Source organism: Deltaproteobacteria bacterium (assembly GCA_016875395.1).
GTDB lineage: Bacteria > Myxococcota_A > UBA9160 > UBA9160 > UBA6930 > VGRF01.
In genome coordinates this window covers 69,628-88,326 of record VGRF01000009.1, presented here as the reverse complement: position 1 = coordinate 88,326, position 18,699 = coordinate 69,628, and the positions used below count along the sequence as shown (strand labels likewise).

18 protein-coding genes and 1 tRNA gene are annotated in these 18,699 nt (G+C 71.2%); 10 read left to right on the top strand and 9 right to left on the bottom strand.

Annotated elements, in window-relative coordinates:
• Positions 1 to 9: 9 nt before the first annotated feature.
• Both FJ091_09405 and FJ091_09400 read left to right on the top strand, forming a co-directional pair.
• Positions 10 to 936, top strand: coding sequence for a GTP cyclohydrolase I FolE2 (locus FJ091_09405; GenBank protein ID MBM4383571.1), 927 nt, complete (start codon positions 10 to 12; stop codon positions 934 to 936).
• A gap of 52 nt (positions 937 to 988) precedes the next feature.
• A complete protein-coding gene (locus FJ091_09400) occupies positions 989 to 2,254 on the top strand; it encodes a sigma-70 family RNA polymerase sigma factor (GenBank protein ID MBM4383570.1) in 1,266 nt (421 codons plus the stop codon).
• A 52-nt stretch (positions 2,255 to 2,306) separates the two neighbouring features.
• Here FJ091_09400 and FJ091_09395 read toward each other — a convergent pair whose 3' ends face one another.
• The 3 genes from FJ091_09395 to FJ091_09385 all read right to left on the bottom strand — a co-directional run bounded on the left by FJ091_09395 (position 2,307) and on the right by FJ091_09385 (position 5,456).
• Positions 2,307 to 3,278 (bottom strand): DUF1722 domain-containing protein, encoded by a 972-nt coding sequence (locus FJ091_09395; protein MBM4383569.1) that lies wholly within the window; start codon positions 3,276 to 3,278, stop codon positions 2,307 to 2,309.
• The gene (locus FJ091_09390) at positions 3,275 to 4,672 is read right to left on the bottom strand and encodes a deoxyribodipyrimidine photo-lyase (GenBank protein ID MBM4383568.1); all 1,398 of its coding nucleotides are present in this window, start codon (positions 4,670 to 4,672) and stop codon (positions 3,275 to 3,277) included. Before FJ091_09390 ends, FJ091_09395 begins: the two co-directional genes overlap by 4 nt.
• An 88-nt stretch (positions 4,673 to 4,760) precedes the next feature.
• Complete coding sequence (locus FJ091_09385; GenBank protein ID MBM4383567.1) at positions 4,761 to 5,456, bottom strand: hypothetical protein; 696 nt, start codon at positions 5,454 to 5,456, stop codon at positions 4,761 to 4,763.
• A 180-nt stretch (positions 5,457 to 5,636) separates the two neighbouring features.
• Between FJ091_09385 and FJ091_09380 the strand changes: the two genes are divergently transcribed.
• From FJ091_09380 to FJ091_09370, 3 genes are read left to right on the top strand one after another with little or no spacing between them, the layout of a single operon-like run.
• Positions 5,637 to 6,128, top strand: a complete 492-nt coding sequence (locus FJ091_09380; GenBank protein MBM4383566.1) for a hypothetical protein — start codon at positions 5,637 to 5,639, stop codon at positions 6,126 to 6,128.
• A 24-nt stretch (positions 6,129 to 6,152) separates the two neighbouring features.
• Positions 6,153 to 7,445, top strand: coding sequence for an FAD-dependent oxidoreductase (locus tag FJ091_09375; protein MBM4383565.1), 1,293 nt, complete (start codon positions 6,153 to 6,155; stop codon positions 7,443 to 7,445).
• Positions 7,442 to 7,876 (top strand): pyridoxamine 5'-phosphate oxidase family protein, encoded by a 435-nt coding sequence (locus tag FJ091_09370; GenBank protein MBM4383564.1) that lies wholly within the window; start codon positions 7,442 to 7,444, stop codon positions 7,874 to 7,876. The genes FJ091_09375 and FJ091_09370 overlap by 4 nt, the downstream gene beginning before the upstream one ends.
• A 26-nt stretch (positions 7,877 to 7,902) precedes the next feature.
• Here FJ091_09370 and FJ091_09365 read toward each other — a convergent pair whose 3' ends face one another.
• A complete protein-coding gene (locus tag FJ091_09365; GenBank protein ID MBM4383563.1) occupies positions 7,903 to 8,835 on the bottom strand; it encodes a LysR family transcriptional regulator in 933 nt (310 codons plus the stop codon).
• A gap of 152 nt (positions 8,836 to 8,987) precedes the next feature.
• Between FJ091_09365 and katG the strand changes: the two genes are divergently transcribed.
• The 3 genes from katG to FJ091_09350 all read left to right on the top strand — a co-directional run bounded on the left by katG (position 8,988) and on the right by FJ091_09350 (position 11,867).
• A complete protein-coding gene (gene katG / locus FJ091_09360) occupies positions 8,988 to 11,183 on the top strand; it encodes a catalase/peroxidase HPI (GenBank protein ID MBM4383562.1) in 2,196 nt (731 codons plus the stop codon).
• Between the two features lie 249 nt (positions 11,184 to 11,432).
• Positions 11,433 to 11,696, top strand: coding sequence for a hypothetical protein (locus tag FJ091_09355; GenBank protein ID MBM4383561.1), 264 nt, complete (start codon positions 11,433 to 11,435; stop codon positions 11,694 to 11,696).
• A gap of 12 nt (positions 11,697 to 11,708) precedes the next feature.
• Positions 11,709 to 11,867 (top strand): hypothetical protein, encoded by a 159-nt coding sequence (locus tag FJ091_09350; GenBank protein ID MBM4383560.1) that lies wholly within the window; start codon positions 11,709 to 11,711, stop codon positions 11,865 to 11,867.
• Between the two features lie 688 nt (positions 11,868 to 12,555).
• Here the strand turns inward: FJ091_09350 and FJ091_09345 are convergent.
• Positions 12,556 to 12,632: transfer RNA gene (locus tag FJ091_09345), tRNA-Asp, on the bottom strand.
• Between the two features lie 94 nt (positions 12,633 to 12,726).
• Positions 12,727 to 13,392, bottom strand: a complete 666-nt coding sequence (locus FJ091_09340) for an SCP2 sterol-binding domain-containing protein (GenBank protein MBM4383559.1) — start codon at positions 13,390 to 13,392, stop codon at positions 12,727 to 12,729.
• A gap of 106 nt (positions 13,393 to 13,498) precedes the next feature.
• On the opposite strand from FJ091_09340, the gene FJ091_09335 reads away from it, so the two are divergent.
• A complete protein-coding gene (locus FJ091_09335) occupies positions 13,499 to 14,332 on the top strand; it encodes a ThuA domain-containing protein (protein ID MBM4383558.1) in 834 nt (277 codons plus the stop codon).
• A gap of 6 nt (positions 14,333 to 14,338) precedes the next feature.
• Here the strand turns inward: FJ091_09335 and FJ091_09330 are convergent, their stop codons facing one another.
• The 3 genes from FJ091_09330 to FJ091_09320 are packed head-to-tail and all read right to left on the bottom strand — an operon-like array spanning position 14,339 to position 17,087.
• Positions 14,339 to 14,806, bottom strand: coding sequence for a nuclear transport factor 2 family protein (locus tag FJ091_09330; GenBank protein ID MBM4383557.1), 468 nt, complete (start codon positions 14,804 to 14,806; stop codon positions 14,339 to 14,341).
• Positions 14,803 to 16,215, bottom strand: coding sequence for a DUF3604 domain-containing protein (locus tag FJ091_09325; protein MBM4383556.1), 1,413 nt, complete (start codon positions 16,213 to 16,215; stop codon positions 14,803 to 14,805). Before FJ091_09325 ends, FJ091_09330 begins: the two co-directional genes overlap by 4 nt.
• Positions 16,167 to 17,087, bottom strand: a complete 921-nt coding sequence (locus FJ091_09320) for a DUF3604 domain-containing protein (protein ID MBM4383555.1) — start codon at positions 17,085 to 17,087, stop codon at positions 16,167 to 16,169. Before FJ091_09320 ends, FJ091_09325 begins: the two co-directional genes overlap by 49 nt.
• 71 nt (positions 17,088 to 17,158) lie before the next feature.
• Between FJ091_09320 and FJ091_09315 the strand changes: the two genes are divergently transcribed.
• Positions 17,159 to 18,562: an MATE family efflux transporter gene (locus tag FJ091_09315; GenBank protein MBM4383554.1), complete on the top strand. Its 1,404-nt coding sequence runs from the start codon at positions 17,159 to 17,161 to the stop codon at positions 18,560 to 18,562.
• Positions 18,563 to 18,699 lie beyond the last annotated feature (137 nt).

Here is an 18,699-nt window from a genome sequence, read left to right as displayed (position 1 = left end):
GAGAACGCCATGGCAGCCGCCCCCGCGCTGATCGACATCGCCCTCGACCACCACGCCGCCGTGGGCGGACGCCTCGATCGCGTCGGCATGACCGAGATCGAGCTGCCGGTGCGGCTCGCGACGCCCGACGGCGTCGCGAGCCGCGTGCCCGCGCGCGTCGACGCCTTCGTGAGCCTCGACGACCCGCGCGCGAAGGGCATCCACATGTCGCGCCTGTTCCTGCTCGCGCAGGAGACTCTCGAGAAGGAACTGCTCACCCTCACGACGCTCGAAACGCTGGTGCGCGGCTTCGTCGCTTCCCACGCGGACATCAGCCGCGGCGCGCAGGTGAACGCGCGCTTCGAGTACCTGCTGAAGCGCCCCGCCCTGCTGAGCGGCTTCCGCGGCTGGCGCAGCTACCCCGCGGAGATGAGCGCGACGCTCGAGCGCGGTCGCGTGCGCTGCGAGCTGCGCGTGCGCGTGACCTACTCGAGCACGTGTCCGTGCTCGGCGGCGCTCGCGCGGCAGCACGTGCGCGATCGCTTCCTCGAGCGCTTCGGCGACCTCGCGCCCCTCGAGGCGGGCGAGATCGCCGCGTGGCTCGAGAGCGCGGACGGCATCACCGCGACGCCGCACAGCCAGCGCAGCCACGCCGACGTGCGCGTCGAGGTGGCGCCGGATCACGCGCCCTCGCTCGCCGGGCTGATCGATCGCCTGGAAGCGTGCCTCGAGACACCGGTGCAGGCGGCCGTGAAGCGCATGGACGAGCAGGAGTTCGCGCGGCGCAACGGCGCGAACCCGATGTTCTGCGAAGACGCCGCGCGCCGCATCCACCACCTGTTGGGGAGCGACCCACGAGTGCTCGGGCACGCCGTCGTGGTGGAGCACCAGGAGAGCCTGCACGCCCACAACGCGGTGAGCCGCGTTGCGGGAGGAACCCTTCGCGCCAGCCATTGAACCTCGCGCGCCCATCGTGAGGAACGCCGTGCCGACCATCAGCCGCAATCGCATGCGAGGAAGACGCTCGCGACGAGGGGCTGCGCTCCCGCCACACGGGGCCGGAGACGAAGCGCTCGCCTACTACCTGCGAGACATCCACGCGACGCCGGTGCTCACGGCCGGACAGGAAGTGGAGCTCGCGCGTGCGATGCGCGCCGGGCGCGAGGGCCTGCGCGCCGCGCTGGCGCACGTACCGGGCGTAGTGAAGCGCCTGATCTGCGCGTGGCGCGAGCGAGAAGCGAAGACGCTGGTGCCCGAGCTGCTCTCGGAGCGCTACGAGCAAGGCGCGCCGATTCCCGCGGAGCTTGCACGCATCGCGCGAGAGCTGGGCGAGCTGCTCCCGCTCACGCTGCGCTGCGCGAACACGCGCGAGCGAGAACGCGCGCGCGAGCGCAGCGCCGCGCTCTTCGAGAAGCTCGATCCGCGCACGCCACTCCTGATCGAGTGGTCGCGAGCGCTCGAAGCCAAGGCGCTCGCTTCGGACGCACCGGCGCGCTGCTTCGGCCTCGCACGCAGCGAGGCCGCCGCGTGGGCGCGCGAGGCCGCGCTCCAGCGCGAGGCCTACCTGAGTGCGCGCGGAACCTTCGCGAAGCACAACCTGCGCCTCGTCATCCACATCGCGAAGGACTTCAGCCACGGCGACGTGCCGTTCGCGGATCTGATTCAAGAAGGCAACATCGCCCTGCTGCGCGCCGTCGAGAAGTTCGACGACACGCGCGGCTTCCGCTTCTCGACCTACGCAGGCTGGTGGATCGTGCAGGCGTTGCAACGCGGTACGCGACGCGAGCTGAGCTTGATCTCGCTTCCCGACGGCGTGCTGAACGACCAGCGCAAGCTGCGCGAGCGCGAAGAGCAGCTCACGCGGCGGCTCGGCAGGGTGCCGACCGGAGAGGAGCTAGGGCGCGCCGCCGGCGTCTCCCCCGCGCGCTACGCGCTCGCCGCGACGAGCCCGCGCCGCGCCGTCGCGCTGGATGCGCCCGTCTCTGCGCAAATCGAGCGCTCGCTCGCCGAGACCCTCGCCGACGCCGAGGCGATCCCGGCAGACCAGCGGGTCGAGGAGCGCGCGCGCTGCGAGGGCGTGTACCGCTTGCTCGACGGAGCGCCTCCGCGCGAGCGGCAAATCCTCGAAGCGCGCTTCGGGCTGGGCGGCCGCGAGGAGCGCACGCTGCAGGAGCTGGCGGACGAGCTTGGAGTCTCGCGCGAGCGCGTGCGGCAGATCGAGAAGGAAGCGCTCGCGCGGCTCGAGAGCCGCGCCACGGAGCTCGGGCTCGCCTAGCAAGCGAAGCGCGCAGCGAGCCGCGGGCGAGCGAAGTGACCGAGCGAGCAGCTCACACGTGATTGCGCAGCATCAGCTCCTTCGGATGCGGGTCGAGGTAGGTCTGCTGCGCGAGGTACTCGATCCCGAGCTGCTGCACGTAGTGGCGCAGCATCGTCACGGGCACGATCAGCGGCGTGAGGCCCGCCTGATAGTCGGCGATCGTGTGCGCGATCGATGCGCGCACCGGCGCCTCGACGCGATCGCGCAGATAACCGATGCAATGCTCCATCACGTTCACGTTGCGCCCGCGGGTCGCGCGCGAGGCGAGGCCGTCCATGAAGCCGCGCTCGTAGGCGTCCCGCAGCTCGGCGCGACCGTGCGACTTCGCCGCGGCCACGAGTCGGCCGAGCGAGCGATACGCCTCGGGCGAGTGCGCGAGCAGCTGCAGCTTGTGCGCGGCGTGAAACGCCACGAGCTGCGCCAGCGTCCAGCGCTCCGCGAAGAGCGCGCGCAGGCGGTGGTAGGCGAAGACGCGCTCGATCCAGTTCTCGCGCAGCGGCGCATCGTTGAGGCGCCCTTCCTCCTCCACCGGCAGCGTGGGAAAGCGCCGTAACAACTCCTCGGCGAACATGCCGCTCCCGTCGCGCCTCGCGTGGCCGCCTTCGAGCCGCACCTTCACGCGCTCCATCCCGCAGCTCGGCGAGTCTTTCTTCAGCACGTAGCCGCACAGGTCGAGACTCTCGAGCGCGCGCGTGCGCTGTGCGGCGAGCGCCTCCATGCGCCGCGTCCAGTCCTCGCCACTGCGCGTGCCGAGCATGCGCAGCTCGCCCGAGGCGCGCGACAAGTGCACCGGCTCGCGCGGGATCCCCATCCCGAGCTCCACCTCGGGGCACACCGGCACCCACTCGACGAACGGCGCGAGCACGTCGGTGAGAAAGCGCTCGCGCTTGTGCCCGCCGTCCCAGCGCACCTCGCTGCCGAGCAGGCAGGAGGAGATGCCGACGCGGATGGGCCGTTCAGCCGACTCGGGTCGTCCACTCACGCTCGCTTCCTCACCGCCTCGAACCTCCGCACCGCTTCCACCCTCCTCTCCTCGTGCATCACCACACGCGCCGGATACTCCGGCGCGAGCATCGGGGCCTCCCAGGGGCGGTGCACGAGCTTGTCAGGCACGTCGCGCAACTCCGGGATCCAGCGCCGGACGAAGGCGCCGGTGGGGTCGAAGCGTTCGCCTTGGGCGGTGGGAGAGAAGATTCGGAAATACGGCTGCGCGTCGGTGCCGGTGGACGCGCTCCATTGCCAGCCGCCGTTGTTGCTGGCGGGATCGCCGTCGACGAGGTGCTGGAGGAAGAAGTGCTCGCCGCGACGCCAGTCGACGAGCAGGTCCTTGGTGAGGAAGCTCGCGGCGATCATGCGCGCGCGATTGTGCATCCAGCCGGTCGCGACGAGCTGACGCATGCCGGCGTCGACGATGGGATAGCCCGTGCGGCCGGCGCACCAGGCGGCGAAGCCGCTCGGGTCTTCGTTCCAGCGCACGGCGTCGTACTCGGGGCGAAACGCGCGCGTGAGGACGCGGGGATGTTCTTCGAGCACGGCGGCGTAGAACTCGCGCCAGATCAGCTCGTCCTGCCACTTCATCGCGCCGCCGCGCAGCTGCGGATGCTCGAGCGCCGTGTCCTGTGCGGCGCGCACGCACGCGCGTGCTGAGAGCGTGCCGAAGCGCAGGTGATGCGAGAGGCGTGAGGTGCCGTCGATGCCGGGGATGTCGCGCGCCTCGGCGTACGCACCGATCGCGCGAGTGCAGAACTGCGCGAGACGGCGGCGCGCGGCGGCCTCTCCGGCGGGTGGCAGCGGGACGCCTTCGTCGAAGCGCGCCAGCGCCCCTAACAGCTCGGCGCGCTCGGTCGCGGCGAGCGGCGCCGGGAGGCGCAGGGGCCTCGGCTCGGGAAGCGCGGCCTCGCGAAAGCGCGCGAGCCAGCGATTGCGGAACGGCGTGAAGACCTGATAGCCCCGCCCTTCGCCGGTGCGCAGCTCCGCGCCCTCGAACACGACGCGGTCCTTGCACGCGTGCGCGCTGATGCCCGCCTTCGCGAGCGACGCCTCCACCGCGGCGTCGCGGCGGCGCGCGTACGGCGTGGTGTCGCGATTCCAGAACACGCGCTGCGCGCCCACCTCGCGTGCGAACGCGGCGACGGCGCGGCGCGGATCGCCGCGGCGCAGCGCGAGTCGATGGCCGCGCTTCGCGAGATCCGCGGCGAGCGCTTCGAGGCAGCCGCGCAGGAAGCGCAGGCGCGCCGCGCCCATGCGCGGGCTCGCGAGCAGCGCGTCGTCGAGCACGAACAAGCAGGCGAGGCGCTCGCTGCGCGCCGCGGCTTCCGAGAGCGCGGTGTTGTCGGCGAGGCGTAGATCGGCGCGGAACCAGTGGACGGTGTTCACGCGCGCAGTGTGAAGGCGCCGATCTCGATTGCCACTCGCCTGCGGACGCGAGCGAAGATCGCGGCCTGCGGTCTTTCCATCCGGGCCCTCAGCGAGTCCCGACCAGGCCCGCTCGATCGAACTCCCGCAGCTCCCCGGCGCTGCGCCGGTAACGCAACGTGCGCCCGCCAGCGACCTCGCTGTCCAGGGCGACCCACTCCCCGGTCTCGGCCGAGTAGGCAAGCTGAATCGCGAGATCGCGGCCGCGCAGCTCGTAGCGCTCTACCGGCAGCTCGCGGTCCCCGAGCTTCAGCTTGCCGGGGCCGAGCGCGCGCGCCGCGACGTTCACGTAGTCACCAGTCTGGGAGTTGAGCAGCTTCGAGCGCTGGAGCAGCTCGCGCTTGTCCCAATAGGCGAAGGTCCCGACGCACTCGGCCAGCCGCTGCTCGCCCGCGCCGTTCGACACGAGAAACGCGTCGCCTGCGGCGCTTCCCTTCACGCGATAGGGCGTGCCGTTCGAGTTCGTGCGCGACTCGATCGAGTGCAGACAACCGTCGCGCCACAGCTCGACGTTGCGGTGCTCGTACGAGAACGCGGTGATGCGCAGCACCCTGAGCTGGAAGGCCGCGTCGACCTCGACGCGAAGCCCGTTCGATGTCGTCTCGAGCCCGAAGCGCTGCACGCCGATCGGCCGTTCGTCGAGAAACACGTCGAACGTGAGCCGTCGCGCGCCCTCGACGCTCGCGCTCGCGGCGAGCGCGCAGAGCAGGACGGCAGCGATCGGGATCCAGCGCTTCCAGCTCACCGCGGGCACCTCCAGGAGGGGACGAGCTCGTCCCTTCCGAAAAATGAGGTTGCTTCGAAGCGCAACGGATGTCAAGATTAAATCTAGACAAAACTGAGACTTCAACTGGGTGATCTGGCGCTCCCCGAAACCACTCGCGCGGCAGCTAGGCAGCGCGAATTGTCAGGGCATAGTCACGTGATGTCCCGCGACCAACGCCGCTTCCTCCTGCTTCAGCTCGCGCTCGGCCCCGCCGTGCTCGGCTCCTACGTCTACGGCTTCGCGTTCTGGCCAGATGCGGTCGCCGCGATGTGGGGCGGCGTCCCGCCTGGGCTGCGGGGTGTCTACACGGCGTGGATGTTCGTCGCGGCCGCGGGCTACTTCGTGTTCGCGCCGGCGCTCTTCCTGCACGCAGCGAGCGCGCCGCGCCTCCTCGCGATGTTCGCGGCAGTGCTCGCGGGCTCGATTCTGTGGTTGCCGCTCACGAAGTGGCACCTCGACGGCGCGATTCCGTTCGCGCTCGTGGTGCTCGATCTCTGGCTCGTCGCAGCGGGCTCGCTCGCGCTGCTCGCCACCACGCGCAGCGCGATGCTGCCGGGCGCGTGGCGAATCGCTGCGCCGCTCGGCGCCGCGGCGTTCAGCGTGCAGACGGTGCTGCTCGACGCGATCGTGTGGCCGCTGCTCTGGAAGTGAGGGCCCAATGACTGACGACGTGCGATGAACGCCGCACCGGTGGCGATCGTGGGCGGCGGCGTGGCGGGGCTCGCGTGCGCGCTGCACCTGTACGAAGCCGGCGCGGCGGTGCGCGTGTTCGAGGCGTCCGATCGCGTGGGCGGGCGCGTGCGCACGGACCGCGTCGACGGCTTCCAGATCGATCGCGGCTTTCAGGTGTTGTCGACCGCTTATCCCGAAGTGCAGGCGCTGGTCGATCTCCCTGCGCTGAAGCTCGGCGCGTTTCTACCGGGCGCGCGCGTGAGAGTCGGCGGCGCGTTCGCCGACGTGATCGATCCGCTGCGGCACCCGCGCGAGCTGACGCGCCTGTTCGGCTCGCCCGTGATGCCGCTCGCCGACCAGCTGCGCGTCGGCGCGCTCCGCCAGCACACGACGCGCGGCTCGCTCGAAGCGCTTTACGAGCGCCCCGAGCAGAGCGCGCTCCAGCGCCTGCGCGCGCGCGGCTTCTCGGAGCGCGCGATCGAGCACTTCTTCCGCCCGTTCTTCGCGGGCGTGTTCCTCGAGCGCGACCTCGCGAGCTCGAGCCGCTTTCTCGAGTTCGCGTTTCGCCACTTCGCGCTCGGCGAAGCGACGCTTCCCGCCGAGGGCATGGAGGCGATCCCGCGGCAGCTTGCGGCGCGGCTTCCCGATGGCGCGATTCGCGTGAACGCGCCGGTCGAGTCGATCGAGTCGGGCGGCGTGCGCGTCGCGGGCGAGCGCTTCGAGACGAGCGCGGTGGTGATCGCCACCGACGGCGAGAGCGCGCGGAGCTTCCTGCCCACCCTGCCCGCGCTGCGCCACAACGCGACGACGTGCCTCTCGTTCGCGGCGGAGCGCGACCCCGTGGGCGCGCCGCTGCTCGTGCTCGACGCCGAGGGCAGCGGCCCGGTGAATCACGTGTGCGTGCCGAGCGCGGTGGCGCCGAGCTACGCGCCCGCGGGCAGCGCGCTCGTCTCGGCGAGCGTGATCGGCGTGCCGAGCGCGAGCGACGCGGAGCTCGCGCGCGACGCGTGCGCGCAGCTGCGCGGGTGGTTCGGTGTGGAAGTGGATGCGTGGCGTCTGTTGCGCGTCGACCGCATCGCACATGCGCTCCCCCAACAACTCGTGGGCGCGCTGCAGCCGGTCGAGCGCGAGGTGCGCTTCGGGCCGCGGCTGTTCGCGTGCGGCGATCACCGCGACATGGGTTCGCTGCACGGGGCGCTCCGCTCGGGGCGGCGCGCGGCGGAGGCGGTCTGCACTGCGCTCGGTCTCGCGCGCGAACCCGCTGCGCTGTTCCCGCGCCGGCGCGCCGCGCCGTGAGCGAGCAGCTTTCACCCGCGGCGCGTGAGTTACTGGATGCCGCATGCGTGCCGGTGCGCATCGCGTGCACCGATGCCGCCGGCTGGCCCGCGCTCGTCTCGCTCTGGTTCCTGCGCGAGGGCGACACGCTGTGGTGCGCGACGCCGGCACGCGCGCAGGCGGCCGCGTGGCTCGCGCGCGAGCCGCGCTGCGGCTTCGAGGTCTCGACGAACGAAGTGCCGTACCGCGGCGTGCGCGGGCGCGCGCTCGCGCGGGTCGTGCCCGAGCGCGGCAAGGAGTTGTTGGGGCGACTCGCGTCCCGCTACCTCGGCGAAGCTCCGACGCCGTTCTCGCGCTGGCTGCTCTCGCGCGACGAGCCGGAGGTCGCGCTCGCACTCACGGCCGTGCGTGCGACGCACTGGGACTTCTCTCAGCGCATGCAGGGCCGATAGCGCGCGGCGACGGGGGCCGAAGCGTTTCAGCGCGGACGTTTGCCGAGCGCCTTCGCCGGATACGCCGCGCGTAGCACTTCGGCGACCTTGCGCAGCGACGGCGCGAGCGCGGAACGCTTGCGCCACACGAGCGCCACGGTGCGCCCCGGCTCGGGAGCGGCGAAGCGGCGCAGCTTCAGCTTGGCGCGCGCGGCCTCGCTGCGCGCAGCGACTTCGGGCAGCAACGTCACGCCCGCTCCGCTCGCCACCATCTGCGATAGGGTCGAGAGGCTCGTCGCGCGGAACTCGAGCTCCTGCGCACGCGCGCGCTCGCAGAACGAGAGCGCCTGGTCGCGGAAGCAGTGGCCGTCGTCTAGCAGCAGCACCGGCTCGTCGCGCAGCGCCTTCGGCGTGAGCGGCTCCCGCGCGGTCGCGAGCGGGTGCCGCGGCGGCAGCGCGAGCAGGAACGCATCGCGCGCGATCGGCTCTCCCTCGACGTCGCCGAGCGCCGCCTCGCGCGCGAGCAGCGCCGCATCGAGGTCGCCGCGATCGAGCTGGGCCACGAGGCTCGCGGTCTTGTCCTCGCTCCACAGCAACGTGAGGCGCGGGAAGCGCGCGCGCAGCGCGGGCGCGATCTCGGGCAGCAGGTACGGGGAGAGCGTCGGGATCACGCCGACGCGCAACGTTCCGGCGAGGGGGTCGCCGGCGCGCGTGGCGAGACCGACGAGATCGTCGGCGTCGCGCAGCAGCGCCCGCGCGCGTTCCACCACGAGCGTGCCCGCCGGCGTGAGCACGACGTGCCGGCGGTCGCGCTCGAACAGGCGCACGCCGAGCGCGCCCTCGAGCAGCGCGAGCTGCGCCGAGAGCGCGGGCTGCGAGACGTGGCAGCGCTCGGCGGCGCGCCGGAACGAGAGCGCGTCCGCCACCGCGACGGCGTACTGGAGCTGGCGCAGCGAGAAGGCGTGAGCGTCGAGCTTCATGATAGGCGCAGCCTATCGAAGTCATCGAGAAGTTGTCTTGGCCCGATCAACGGGCGCGCTCGATAGTTCGGAGTCGCAGGCAATTCGGCCCAAGCGACAGAGACTGCGCGGCGACTCGAAGCCGACCGCGCCGGTTCGAGGGGATGAACATCATGTCGAGCGAAGCGAAGTGCCCGTTCCATCACACCATGGCCGCCGGGGGCCGCAGCAACCGCGATTGGTGGCCCAACCAGCTCGACCTCGGGATCCTTCACCAGCAGTCGTCGAAGTCGAGCCCCCTGCCCGTCGGCTTCGACTACGCCAAGGAGTTCGAGACTCTCGATCTCGACGCCGTGACCAAGGACCTGCGCGCGCTGATGACCGACTCGCAGGACTGGTGGCCCGCGGACTGGGGTCACTACGGCGCGCTCTTCATCCGCATGACCTGGCACGCGGCCGGCACGTACCGCATTCACGACGGCCGCGGCGGCGCAGGCACCGGCGCGCAGCGCTTCGCTCCGCTGAACAGCTGGCCCGACAACGGCAACCTCGACAAGGCGCGCCGGCTGTTGTGGCCGATCAAGCAGAAGTACGGCCAGAAGCTCTCCTGGGCGGACCTGCTCGTGCTGGCGGGCAACGTGGCGCTCGAGTCGATGGGCTTCAAGACGTTCGGCTTCGCGGGCGGCCGGCCCGACATCTGGGAGCCCGAGCAAGACATCCACTGGGGTTCCGAAACCGAGTGGCTCGCCACGAGCGACAAGCCCAACAGCCGCTACTCCGGCGATCGTGAGCTCGCGCGCCCGTTCGGCGCGGTGCAGATGGGCCTCATCTACGTGAATCCGCAGGGCCCGGACGGCAACCCCGACCCCGTGGCTTCCGGCCGCGACGTGCGAGAGACCTTCGCTCGCATGGCGATGAACGACGAAGAGACCGTGGCGCTGATCGCGGGCGGCCACACCTTCGGCAAGGCTCACGGCGCTGGGCTCGAGAGCCACGTCGGGCGAGAACCCGAGGGCGCGCCGATCGAGGCCCAGGGCTTGGGCTGGATCAACACCCTGGGCGACGGCAAAGGTGCCCACACCATCACCAGCGGCATCGAGGGCGCGTGGAAGCCGAACCCGACGAAGTGGGACAACGGCTACTTCGACATGCTCTTCGGCTACGAGTGGGAGCTCACGCGCAGTCCGGCCGGCGCGAAACAGTGGGTCGCGAAGAACTGCAAGCCCGAGCACCTCATCCCGGGCGCTCACGACCCCTCGAAAAAGCACCCGCCGATGATGACCACGGCGGACCTATCCCTCCGCTTCGACCCCGCGTACGAGAAAGTCTCACGCCGCTTTCACAAGGACCCGGCGGCCTTCGCGGATGCCTTCGCGCGCGCGTGGTTCAAGCTCACGCACCGCGACATGGGCCCGAGGTCGCGATACCGCGGCAAGCTCGTGCCCAAGGAAGTGCTGATCTGGCAAGACCCGGTGCCCGCGGTGAGTCACCCGCTGGTGAACGAGCAGGACATCGCTGCGCTGAAGCAGAAGGTGCTGGCCTCGGGCCTCTCGATCCCGCAGCTCGTGAGTACGGCCTGGGCTTCGGCGGCCAGCTTCCGTGGCAGCGACAAGCGGGGCGGCGCCAATGGCGCGCGCATCCGACTGGCACCTCAGAAGGATTGGGCGGTGAACCAGCCGCCGGAGCTGGACAAGGTGCTGAAGGTGCTGGAACGAGTGCGGAACGACTTCAACTCCTCGGCCGCCGGTGGCAGGAAGATCTCACTGGCCGACCTGATCGTGCTGGCCGGTGGCGCCGCGGTGGAAGCGGCAGCGAAGAAGGCGGGCCACGAGGTGAAGGTGCCGTTCTCGCCGGGTCGCACCGACGCATCGCAGGACCAGACGGACGTCGAATCCTTCGGCGTGCTGGAGCCGCGCGCCGATGGTTTCCGCAACTTCACTGCCAACGGTGCAGAAAGTGCCGCGGCCGAGTTGTTGGTGGACAAGGCGCAGCTGCTCACGCTCAGCGCACCCGAGATGACGGTGCTCGTGGGCGGCTTGCGCGTGCTCGGCGCCAACACGGAGGGCAGCAAGCACGGCGTGCTCACGCGCCGCCTTGGAACGCTGAGCAACGACTTCTTCGTCAACCTGCTCGACATGCGCACGGCGTGGAGAAGGACGGCGACCGAGGGCGTGCTCGAAGGGCGCGACCGCACGACGGGCGCCCTCGAGTGGACGGCGACCACCGTCGACCTCGTGTTCGGCTCGAACTCACAGCTGCGCTCGCTTGCCGAGGTGTATGCGAGTCGCGACGGACAAGCGAGGTTCGTCACCGACTTCGTAGCGGCCTGGTCGAAGGTGATGAACCTCGACCGCTTCGATCTCGGCTGAGCGAGCGACCGATGCGCGAGCCTCGGTGACCTGCAGCAGCGCCGCTCGCGGTGAGATCGAGCGGCGCGGCGAGGCCTCGCATCACCGCGCCGTCCGCGCGCGCTGCGCTGAGCGCTACGCCGACCGGCGGGCGCGCGCGGTCGCGCGCTCGCGGCCGCCCATCGTCCAGAGGCCAGCGCGCCCTCGCCGGCGAGCAGCGCCACCGAGGGCTCGTCCACCGCCGGCGCGGCCTCGAAGGCGAGGCCGTCGATGCCGAAGTCGGCGCCACGGAACACCACGCGGCGGATGCCCTCGCTGCGCTCGAGGCCGACGAAGCTGTTCGCCCAGGCCGCGACGCTCGGCGACGCGATCGTCATCGACTCGAGCAGCGTGCCGACCGCGTCGTACGCCTCGAGCGTGATGCTGGTGCCCGCCGCGCCCGCCACGAACGCGCCGACGCGCGCCATGTCCTGCGAGAACGAGATGTCGAGGATTGCACTGCCGGCGCCGACGTTGTCGAAGGCGCCGAGGTAAGAGCTCGAAAGAATGCCCCACGCGTCGGGCACCTGGCTCGCCGCGCTGACGCTGCCGTTCGCGCCCCAGGCGTTCACCGCGCCAGCGATCGCCGTGTTGTGCACGAAGGCGCCGTTCGCGAACAGACCCGGGTTCACGCCATTCAGGATCGCGCCCGAGGCGAACGCGTAGGCGCCGCTGATGCCGGGCGACACGATGTTCGCGAACGCCGTCGCGCCGACGTTCGGGCCGACCACGAGACCCTCGAAGTGCTCGACGGTCTGGGCGCCACTGAAGGCGGACGCCCCGATCGAGACGGCGAAGCTGGGCTCGGACGCCAAATCCGAGCGCAGCGAATCGGGACCGCATGGTGAGCTCCTAGCATGGTGAGCTCCTAAGTGGGCGCTTCCGCGCCGTAGTCCCAGTGCTCTTCGTCACCAAAATCCACGACTAGAGGAATGCCCCACGGGAGCGAGCGAACGCAGCGAGTTGCGTGCCGGAGAGTTGCCGGCGCGCTGCGAGCGGCCGCGAAGCGCGAGCGCCCTAACAGGTGCGCCGCTCTTCGTCCCGACCGGGCGACGCGACTCCAATCGCTGGCTCTCGAGTCCGCTGCGCGAAGCGTGCGACCGCGTCGCGCAGCGGGCGAGCGTTCGCGTGCGAGTTCAGCGCGCTCGGCCAGCGCGATCGCAAGAGCACGGGGCGCTCGCGCGGCTCGCCGAGGTGACACCGGTTGGTGGAACTGTTCCGGCGTGCTGCGTTCGCAGCAACGAGACCCGCATCGACGCGATCGCGCGGGCAGATCGCGACGCAAGCGGACTCGGACTCCGTTTGGACCCCGAGCGACATCGCCTTTGCAACGCGGCGATTCATCAGGGCGAGCTGGCGGGGTGGACGGGACTCGAACCCGCAACTTCCGGCGTGACAGGCCGGTGCTCTAACCGATTGAACTACCACCCCGCGGAGGCGCGAGTGATTAGCGCCCGCCCCTCGGTGGGGCTAGGCCCGCGCGGCCGAAATAACGTCGCGACAGCCTGCGTGCGCGCGCACGCCGTCAGCCTCGCGCCGCCGCGGCGGCCTCCGCGGCGATCATCTGCGCGGCCTGCATCTGCAGCACGATCGTCATGTCGCCGAGCACCTCGACTTTGCCGCCGAGGAACGCCTGCATCGGGTCGAGCGCGCCACTCGCGAGCTCGGCGGCGTCGTCCGCGGTCATGCGCAGCGTGGCGGTAGCTTCGCTCGGAATCGCGCCGGGGCCGAGCTTGAACGCGACCGCCCAGTCGCCACTCGCGCCGCCGGTCACCTCCATGCGCACCACGCCCTCGAGCTTCGCGAGCTCGGCGAGCGCTGCCGGCGTTGGCGCCGCCGCGATCTGCTGCGCCGCGGTCTCGGGTGTCGCGCGCAGCGCCGCGGGGCGGAAGAAGCGTGAGGCGCCCTCGCCGATCGCGCCGCCCGCACCGTCCCAGATTGCGGCGCGCCAATCCGCGACGCGCTGCACGTACGTCACCGGCGTTTCGCCGCGCGAGCCGTGCGTCACCGAGACTGCGCCGCCGGCGATGCGCACGACCCACTCGCCGCCGCCCTCGCCCTCGAGCAGGAGCCCGAGCGAGACATCGAGGCCTTCGCTGCCGGGCGGGAGGCCTACTTCTGCGAACGCGCGCGGCAGCCACTGCTCGAGGAACTCGGCGGGTGAAGTGGTGCGGCTCGGCAGCTCGGACACGGCGACTCCTCGGATGCGCGCGGCGATGAAGAACGCGCATCATAGGCGCGCGAGAGCGCACCGCCGCGCCGCTGCGGCACGCTCTCCCTAACAAGGAGACACGCGAATGCCGCTTCCGGTTCTCGTCGTCGCGGGCGGGCACGCATACGACCGCAGCGCCTTCATGGCGATGGTCGAGGCGCTGCCCGGCGTGCAGGCGTGCCTCGTCGAGCAGCCCGCCGCGCAGATCGTGCTCGCGAGCGACGAAGCGGCTCGCTACGCGGCGGTGCTCTTCTACGACATGTGGGGCATCGCGCTGCCGGGGCTCGCGATGGAAGGCGCACCGCTCGATTGGGTGGAACCGAGCGCGTCGTATCGCGCTGCGATCGAGCGGCTCGTCGCGCGCGGCACGGGCGTGGTGATGCTCAACCACGCGCTCGTCGCGTGGCCCGCCTGGCCGCTCTGGCGCGCGCTCTCGCGCACGCCGTTCATGCTGCGCGCGGGCAAGCTCGGCGACGCGGAGGTGCCGGGCTCCGGCTTCCGCGGCGGCGCGGGCGAGCCCGATCGCAACGCGACCGTGCGCGTGCGCCCCGCCACGCCGGGGCATCCCGTGCTCGCGGGCATCGACGCCGCCGGCTTCGAGATCACGGACGAGATCTATCTCAAGACGAGCGCGTTCGAGCGCGACGTCACGCCGTTGTTACGGGCCGACTACGACTACGACGCGCGCAACTTCACGTCGCCGCCGCTCGCGCCGCCCGAAGAGAGCGCGCGCTGGACGCACCCGCGCGGCAGCAATCTCGTGGCGTGGGCGAATGCGTGCGGCGCGAGCCCGGTGGTCGCGATCGAACTCGGCGACGGGCCCCTCGCGTACGCGAACCCCGCGTTCCGCACGCTCGTCGCGAACGCGCTGCAATGGAGCGCGAGCGAGGACGCGCGGAAGTGGGCCGCGCGCCGCTGAGGGGACTCAGGGCGTGGGACGATTCTTGTCCGCGGGGAAGCCGAACACGCTGCCCGCGAGATCGGGCGTGCCCCAGTACAGCGCGTCGAAGCTGCGGCGCGCGAAGCGCCAGCCCGCGGCCGTGCGCACGCACTCGTCGCTGTAGACGCCCACCATCGAGCTGCGCGCGCCGTCTGCGCGCTCGCCCACTTCGCTGATGTAGAAGCGCGCGGTCGCGCGGTCGCCGTCCAGCGCGATCGTGCCTTGGTGCACGAGCTGAATCACCCAGCGAAACATCCCCATCGCGTTCTTCCAGAACGGCACGAGGGCCGCGTGGCCCGTCACGACCTGGCCCATCAGCCGCCACTCGCCATCGTCCGCCCAAGTCGCGATCCAGTCGTCCGCGGCGACGCGATTCACCGCGTCGGCGTAGCGCGCCACGAGCGCGCGAATCTCCAGCTCATCCGCGAGGTTGCGTAGGTTTCGCTCGTTCATCGCTGGACTCCTTCTGCGCGCGCGATCGCGCCGCCCGCTGCGCCTTCGGCCGGAGCGTGCTCCAAGAAGATCGGCGACGACCACGCGCGCTCTTCGGTCTCGGCGAGGCACTCGTCCTCCGGGCTCACGCCGATGCACGGCTTCACGCGCACGCACTTGCCCGAGCCGTCGCGCTCGCAGCGCAGCAAGTCGGCGTTCACGGCGAGACTCTTCTCCTCGATCGCGCGCACGTAGTAGAGCGTGTCGCGCGCGGCGCCCACGAACTCGGGATCGCTAAACGTCGCGGCGCAGCCGGCCTCGCTCGGCTCGCACGCGATCACGCGCCACGGATCCTCGATCAGCGGCGCGACGTCTTCGCCGGGAGCGTTCTGCGGGCGGATGCGCACGACCTCGATGCGCGTGATGCGCCGCCGCTTCTCGCTCGGGTGATGACACTCGCCGCGGCACAGGCGCGCGAGCTGCTCCGTCCCTAATGCCTCGGTCGAATCATCCGGGCAACCCGGGTTCTGCTCGAACGAGCCGACCGCGCGCACGCGGAACTGCGGCTCCGCGCCGAACGCGAGCGAGCTGCCCATGGGCGCACTCGCGGCAGCCTCGGCGCCCGCGTTCACGAGATCGAACCACAGCAAGATGCGCGGGCCGCTCGTGCCGTAGACCTCGCGGCGCTGCAGCGAGTCCCAGATCGCGTCGCGGTCGCGCCCGCTCGCGTGCGCGGCGATCAGGCCGCCGTTCAGGAAGAACGAGCTCGAGCGCTCGGACTCGCGCAGATCGAAGAACTGGTACGCGCCGCTCGTCGCGTCGAACGGAACGCTGCGCGCGCTCGGATCTTCCGGCTTGCGCGCCCCACCCAACAGCTCGCTCGCGGCGAGCGGCAGGCGCGCCTCGGTGAACGTGCTGCGCGCGATCTCCTTGTAGCCCGTACCGGGGCGCGCCGAGTGGTTGTCGCTCGACGCCATGAAGCCGAAGTGGAAGCGCTCGGGCTGCGCGGGGTTCTCGAAGTCGCGCAGGGCCATGATGTACTGGACCGAGCTGCGCGGGCGGTAGTTGAACGCGGGCTGGAAGCAGTCGGGGCACTGCCCGGAGTCGAGCCAGTCCTCCACCTTCGCGCCGGGAACGGTGAGGTGGCCGGTCAGATCCGCCGCGACGTAGTTCGCGCGCGCCTCCTCGGCGCGCTTCGCACACTCCTCCGCGCTCTCGCCCGCGGCAGCGCAGCGCGCGGCGATGATCTCGCCCGCGCGCCAACACGAGGGCGTGAACGCGCCGTCCGGCGCAGGGCACGCCTTCGCGCCGTCCGCCGCGATCTCGACTTCGCGGAAGGCGCGGAACTCCTCGGAGTTGCCGTGGCTCGAGAACACTTCGATCAGCGTCTGGCGCTTCGGGTGTGCTGCGCGCCGCGCTGCTTGTCCCACGCCGAGCCCGAGGGCGTGTACATGCCCCAGGTCGTGCCGTGCGGGATCACGATCGAGTCGAAGCCCCACTCGTCGAGCTTCGCGAACAGGCCCGCCGGGTCCTTCACCGACTCGCGGCAGTCCTTCGGCAAGTCCCGCACCGGCACGCCCTCCGGGCACGCCTCCACGTCCAGCTCGTTCCAGAAGCGAATGAAGTCGAACGACTCCTGGCCCGGCCGAAACAGCCCTAACAAGCCGAGCGCCCACGGATTGAACGCCGCATCGGCCTCGTCCTCGCTGAGCAGCTGCACCTGCGCCGCGGCGATGGGACGCGCGGGAATCTCGTCGTCGCCGAGCCCGCGGATCACCACGTTCTTGTGGCCGTAGTGGTTGTCGGGCGTGCTGCCGATCTGCGTCCATTCCCAGCCGAGGAACGCCACGGTGTCCGGTGCGCCGCCGCCGCCGCCCACCGCATCGCACTGGCGCATCGACGCGATCGTTTCCTCCCATTGCCAGGGTGTCAGGCCGACGTCGTGGTCGTTGATCGACCAGAAGTCGAGCGCCGAGCAGAAGCGGGCGAAGTCGCACGCGTCGTCGACCGGATGCGCGCCGTCACCGCCCGAAGACGAGAGCGCCATCATGAACGCGTCGGGCGAATAGGTCGTGTGCACGTGCAGATCGCCGAACAAGATCTGCTTCGCGTCCGCGACACCTGCCGCCACCGCCGCGCTCGACTGCGCGCTCGCTTCCGCCGCCACGCGCTCCGCAGCGCGTGGCCGCGCCACGGGGTCGCCCGAGTGCCAGCGCTCGCCCAGTGCGCCGGAGCCGGCGATGCGCACGAACGCGGCGACGGCGACGAGGAGAACGGCGACGAGCACGAGAGCGCGGCGCATGGGGAGCCTCCGAGGCGCAGGGCGCGCGCCACTGTTTGTCTCGATTCTCTGATTCGTGCCACCGTGGCCGCGTGGCCGAAGACTCCGCACCGAAGCAGGCATCGTGGTTCGCCCGCATCCGCGATCGCGACCACACGCGCGGCGACCTGATGACTTCGGTGCTCGCGCTGGCGCTGCCGTCGATCGTCGCGTCACTCGCGGGCGCGGGCGCGATGCAGCTCGGCGAGATGTGGATCACGGGCAAGCTCGGCACGAGCGCGCTCGCCGCAGTGAACAGCGCCTCGCAGACGTTTCGCCAGCTGACCATGCTCTTCCTGATGGGCCTGCAGACCGCGACGCAGATGTTCATCGCGCGCATGGTCGGCGCGGCGCAGCGCGGGCAAGCGGAGCACGTCGCGGGCCAGTCGCTCCTCGCGGGCGGCACGTTCTGGGTCGTGGCGGCGCTCGCGAGCCTCTTCTTCGTGGATCCGCTCGCGCGCTGGATGTCGCCCAACGACGCCGACGTCGCCGCCGGCATCGCCGCCTTCGCGCACATCACGTTCGCGCTGCTGATCGGCCCGATCGCGATCCAGCTCGGCGCGTCCGTGCTCGCCGGCGCCGGCGACGCCACCACGCCGATGCTCGCCAACTTCGTCTCCGCCGCGGTGATGCTCGTCGCGCAGTACGCGCTCGCCTTCGGCGCCTTCGGCCTGCCCGAGCTCGGCGTGCGCGGCATCGCGCTCGGCGCCGGCATCGGCTCGCTCGTCGGCGGCGCGATGATCGTCGTCGCCTTGTTAGGGGGCGAGGGCCGCGTGCGACTGCGCCGCGAGCACTTCCGCCCCGACCTGCCCGCGCTGAAGCGCCTGCTCGGCTCGTCGTGGCAGCCGAGCCTCCACATGCTCGCGCGCACGGGCATCCTGATGTTCTTCACCGTGTTCGCCGCGCGGCTCGGCCCAGAGGTCGTAGCGGCGTACGGCATCGGCGTGCGCGTCGAGATGGTCGCGATCATGATCGCGTTCCCGATCTCGAACGCGTGCGCCACGCTGGTCGGCCAGAACCTCGGCGCGGGCCGCATCGAGCGCGTTTGGCCGGCGGTGCGCATGAGCTTCATCGCCACCTGCGCCGCGCTCTGGCCGTGCGCGCTCGCGCTGTTGTTATGGCGAGAGGGCTTCGTCGCGACGTTCACGAGCGATCCGCTCGTGGCCGCGCACGCGACCGAATACCTCGCCTACACCGCCGTGCTGCTCAGCTTCTACGGCCTCTACTTCGTCGCGTTCCGCACCCTGCAAGCGGCAGGCGACATGCTCACGCCGATGTTCATCTCGGTGGGCGCTGCGTTCGGCGCCGGCATTCCGCTCGCGGTCATCCTCAGCTCGCGGCTCGACTACGGCGCGACGGGCATGTGGATCGCGAACCTCGTGTACGCGGTGATCAACGCGGGGCTGATGCTGATCTGGCTCGCGCGGGGGAAGTGGCTCCGGGAGCGGACGGCATGACCGCGCGGCGCCGGCATCGCGCCACTCCCTGATTCCAACTTTCAGCTGCCTTCGTTGCGGAACATCCCTGGTCTGGTGCCCGTTCGCGCCCGCATTGGCCCCGCTCGCGCGCGCCCCTTAGCGTCGCATCTCACCGC

Excerpts from the sequence above, each read along its gene's own strand:
- FJ091_09405 (MBM4383571.1), top strand. The coding sequence starts at position 10 with ATGGCAGCCGCCCCCGCGCTGATCGACATCGCCCTCGACCACCACGCC.
- FJ091_09400 (MBM4383570.1), top strand. The coding sequence starts at position 989 with ATGCGAGGAAGACGCTCGCGACGAGGGGCTGCGCTCCCGCCACACGGG.
- FJ091_09380 (MBM4383566.1), top strand. The coding sequence starts at position 5,637 with ATGTCCCGCGACCAACGCCGCTTCCTCCTGCTTCAGCTCGCGCTCGGC.
- FJ091_09375 (MBM4383565.1), top strand. The coding sequence starts at position 6,153 with ATGAACGCCGCACCGGTGGCGATCGTGGGCGGCGGCGTGGCGGGGCTC.
- FJ091_09365 (MBM4383563.1), bottom strand. The coding sequence starts at position 8,835 with ATGAAGCTCGACGCTCACGCCTTCTCGCTGCGCCAGCTCCAGTACGCC.
- katG (MBM4383562.1), top strand. The coding sequence starts at position 8,988 with ATGTCGAGCGAAGCGAAGTGCCCGTTCCATCACACCATGGCCGCCGGG.
- FJ091_09355 (MBM4383561.1), top strand. The coding sequence starts at position 11,433 with ATGCCGAAGTCGGCGCCACGGAACACCACGCGGCGGATGCCCTCGCTG.
- FJ091_09350 (MBM4383560.1), top strand. The coding sequence starts at position 11,709 with ATGCCCCACGCGTCGGGCACCTGGCTCGCCGCGCTGACGCTGCCGTTC.
- FJ091_09335 (MBM4383558.1), top strand. The coding sequence starts at position 13,499 with ATGCCGCTTCCGGTTCTCGTCGTCGCGGGCGGGCACGCATACGACCGC.
- FJ091_09330 (MBM4383557.1), bottom strand. The coding sequence starts at position 14,806 with ATGAACGAGCGAAACCTACGCAACCTCGCGGATGAGCTGGAGATTCGC.
- FJ091_09320 (MBM4383555.1), bottom strand. The coding sequence starts at position 17,087 with ATGCGCCGCGCTCTCGTGCTCGTCGCCGTTCTCCTCGTCGCCGTCGCC.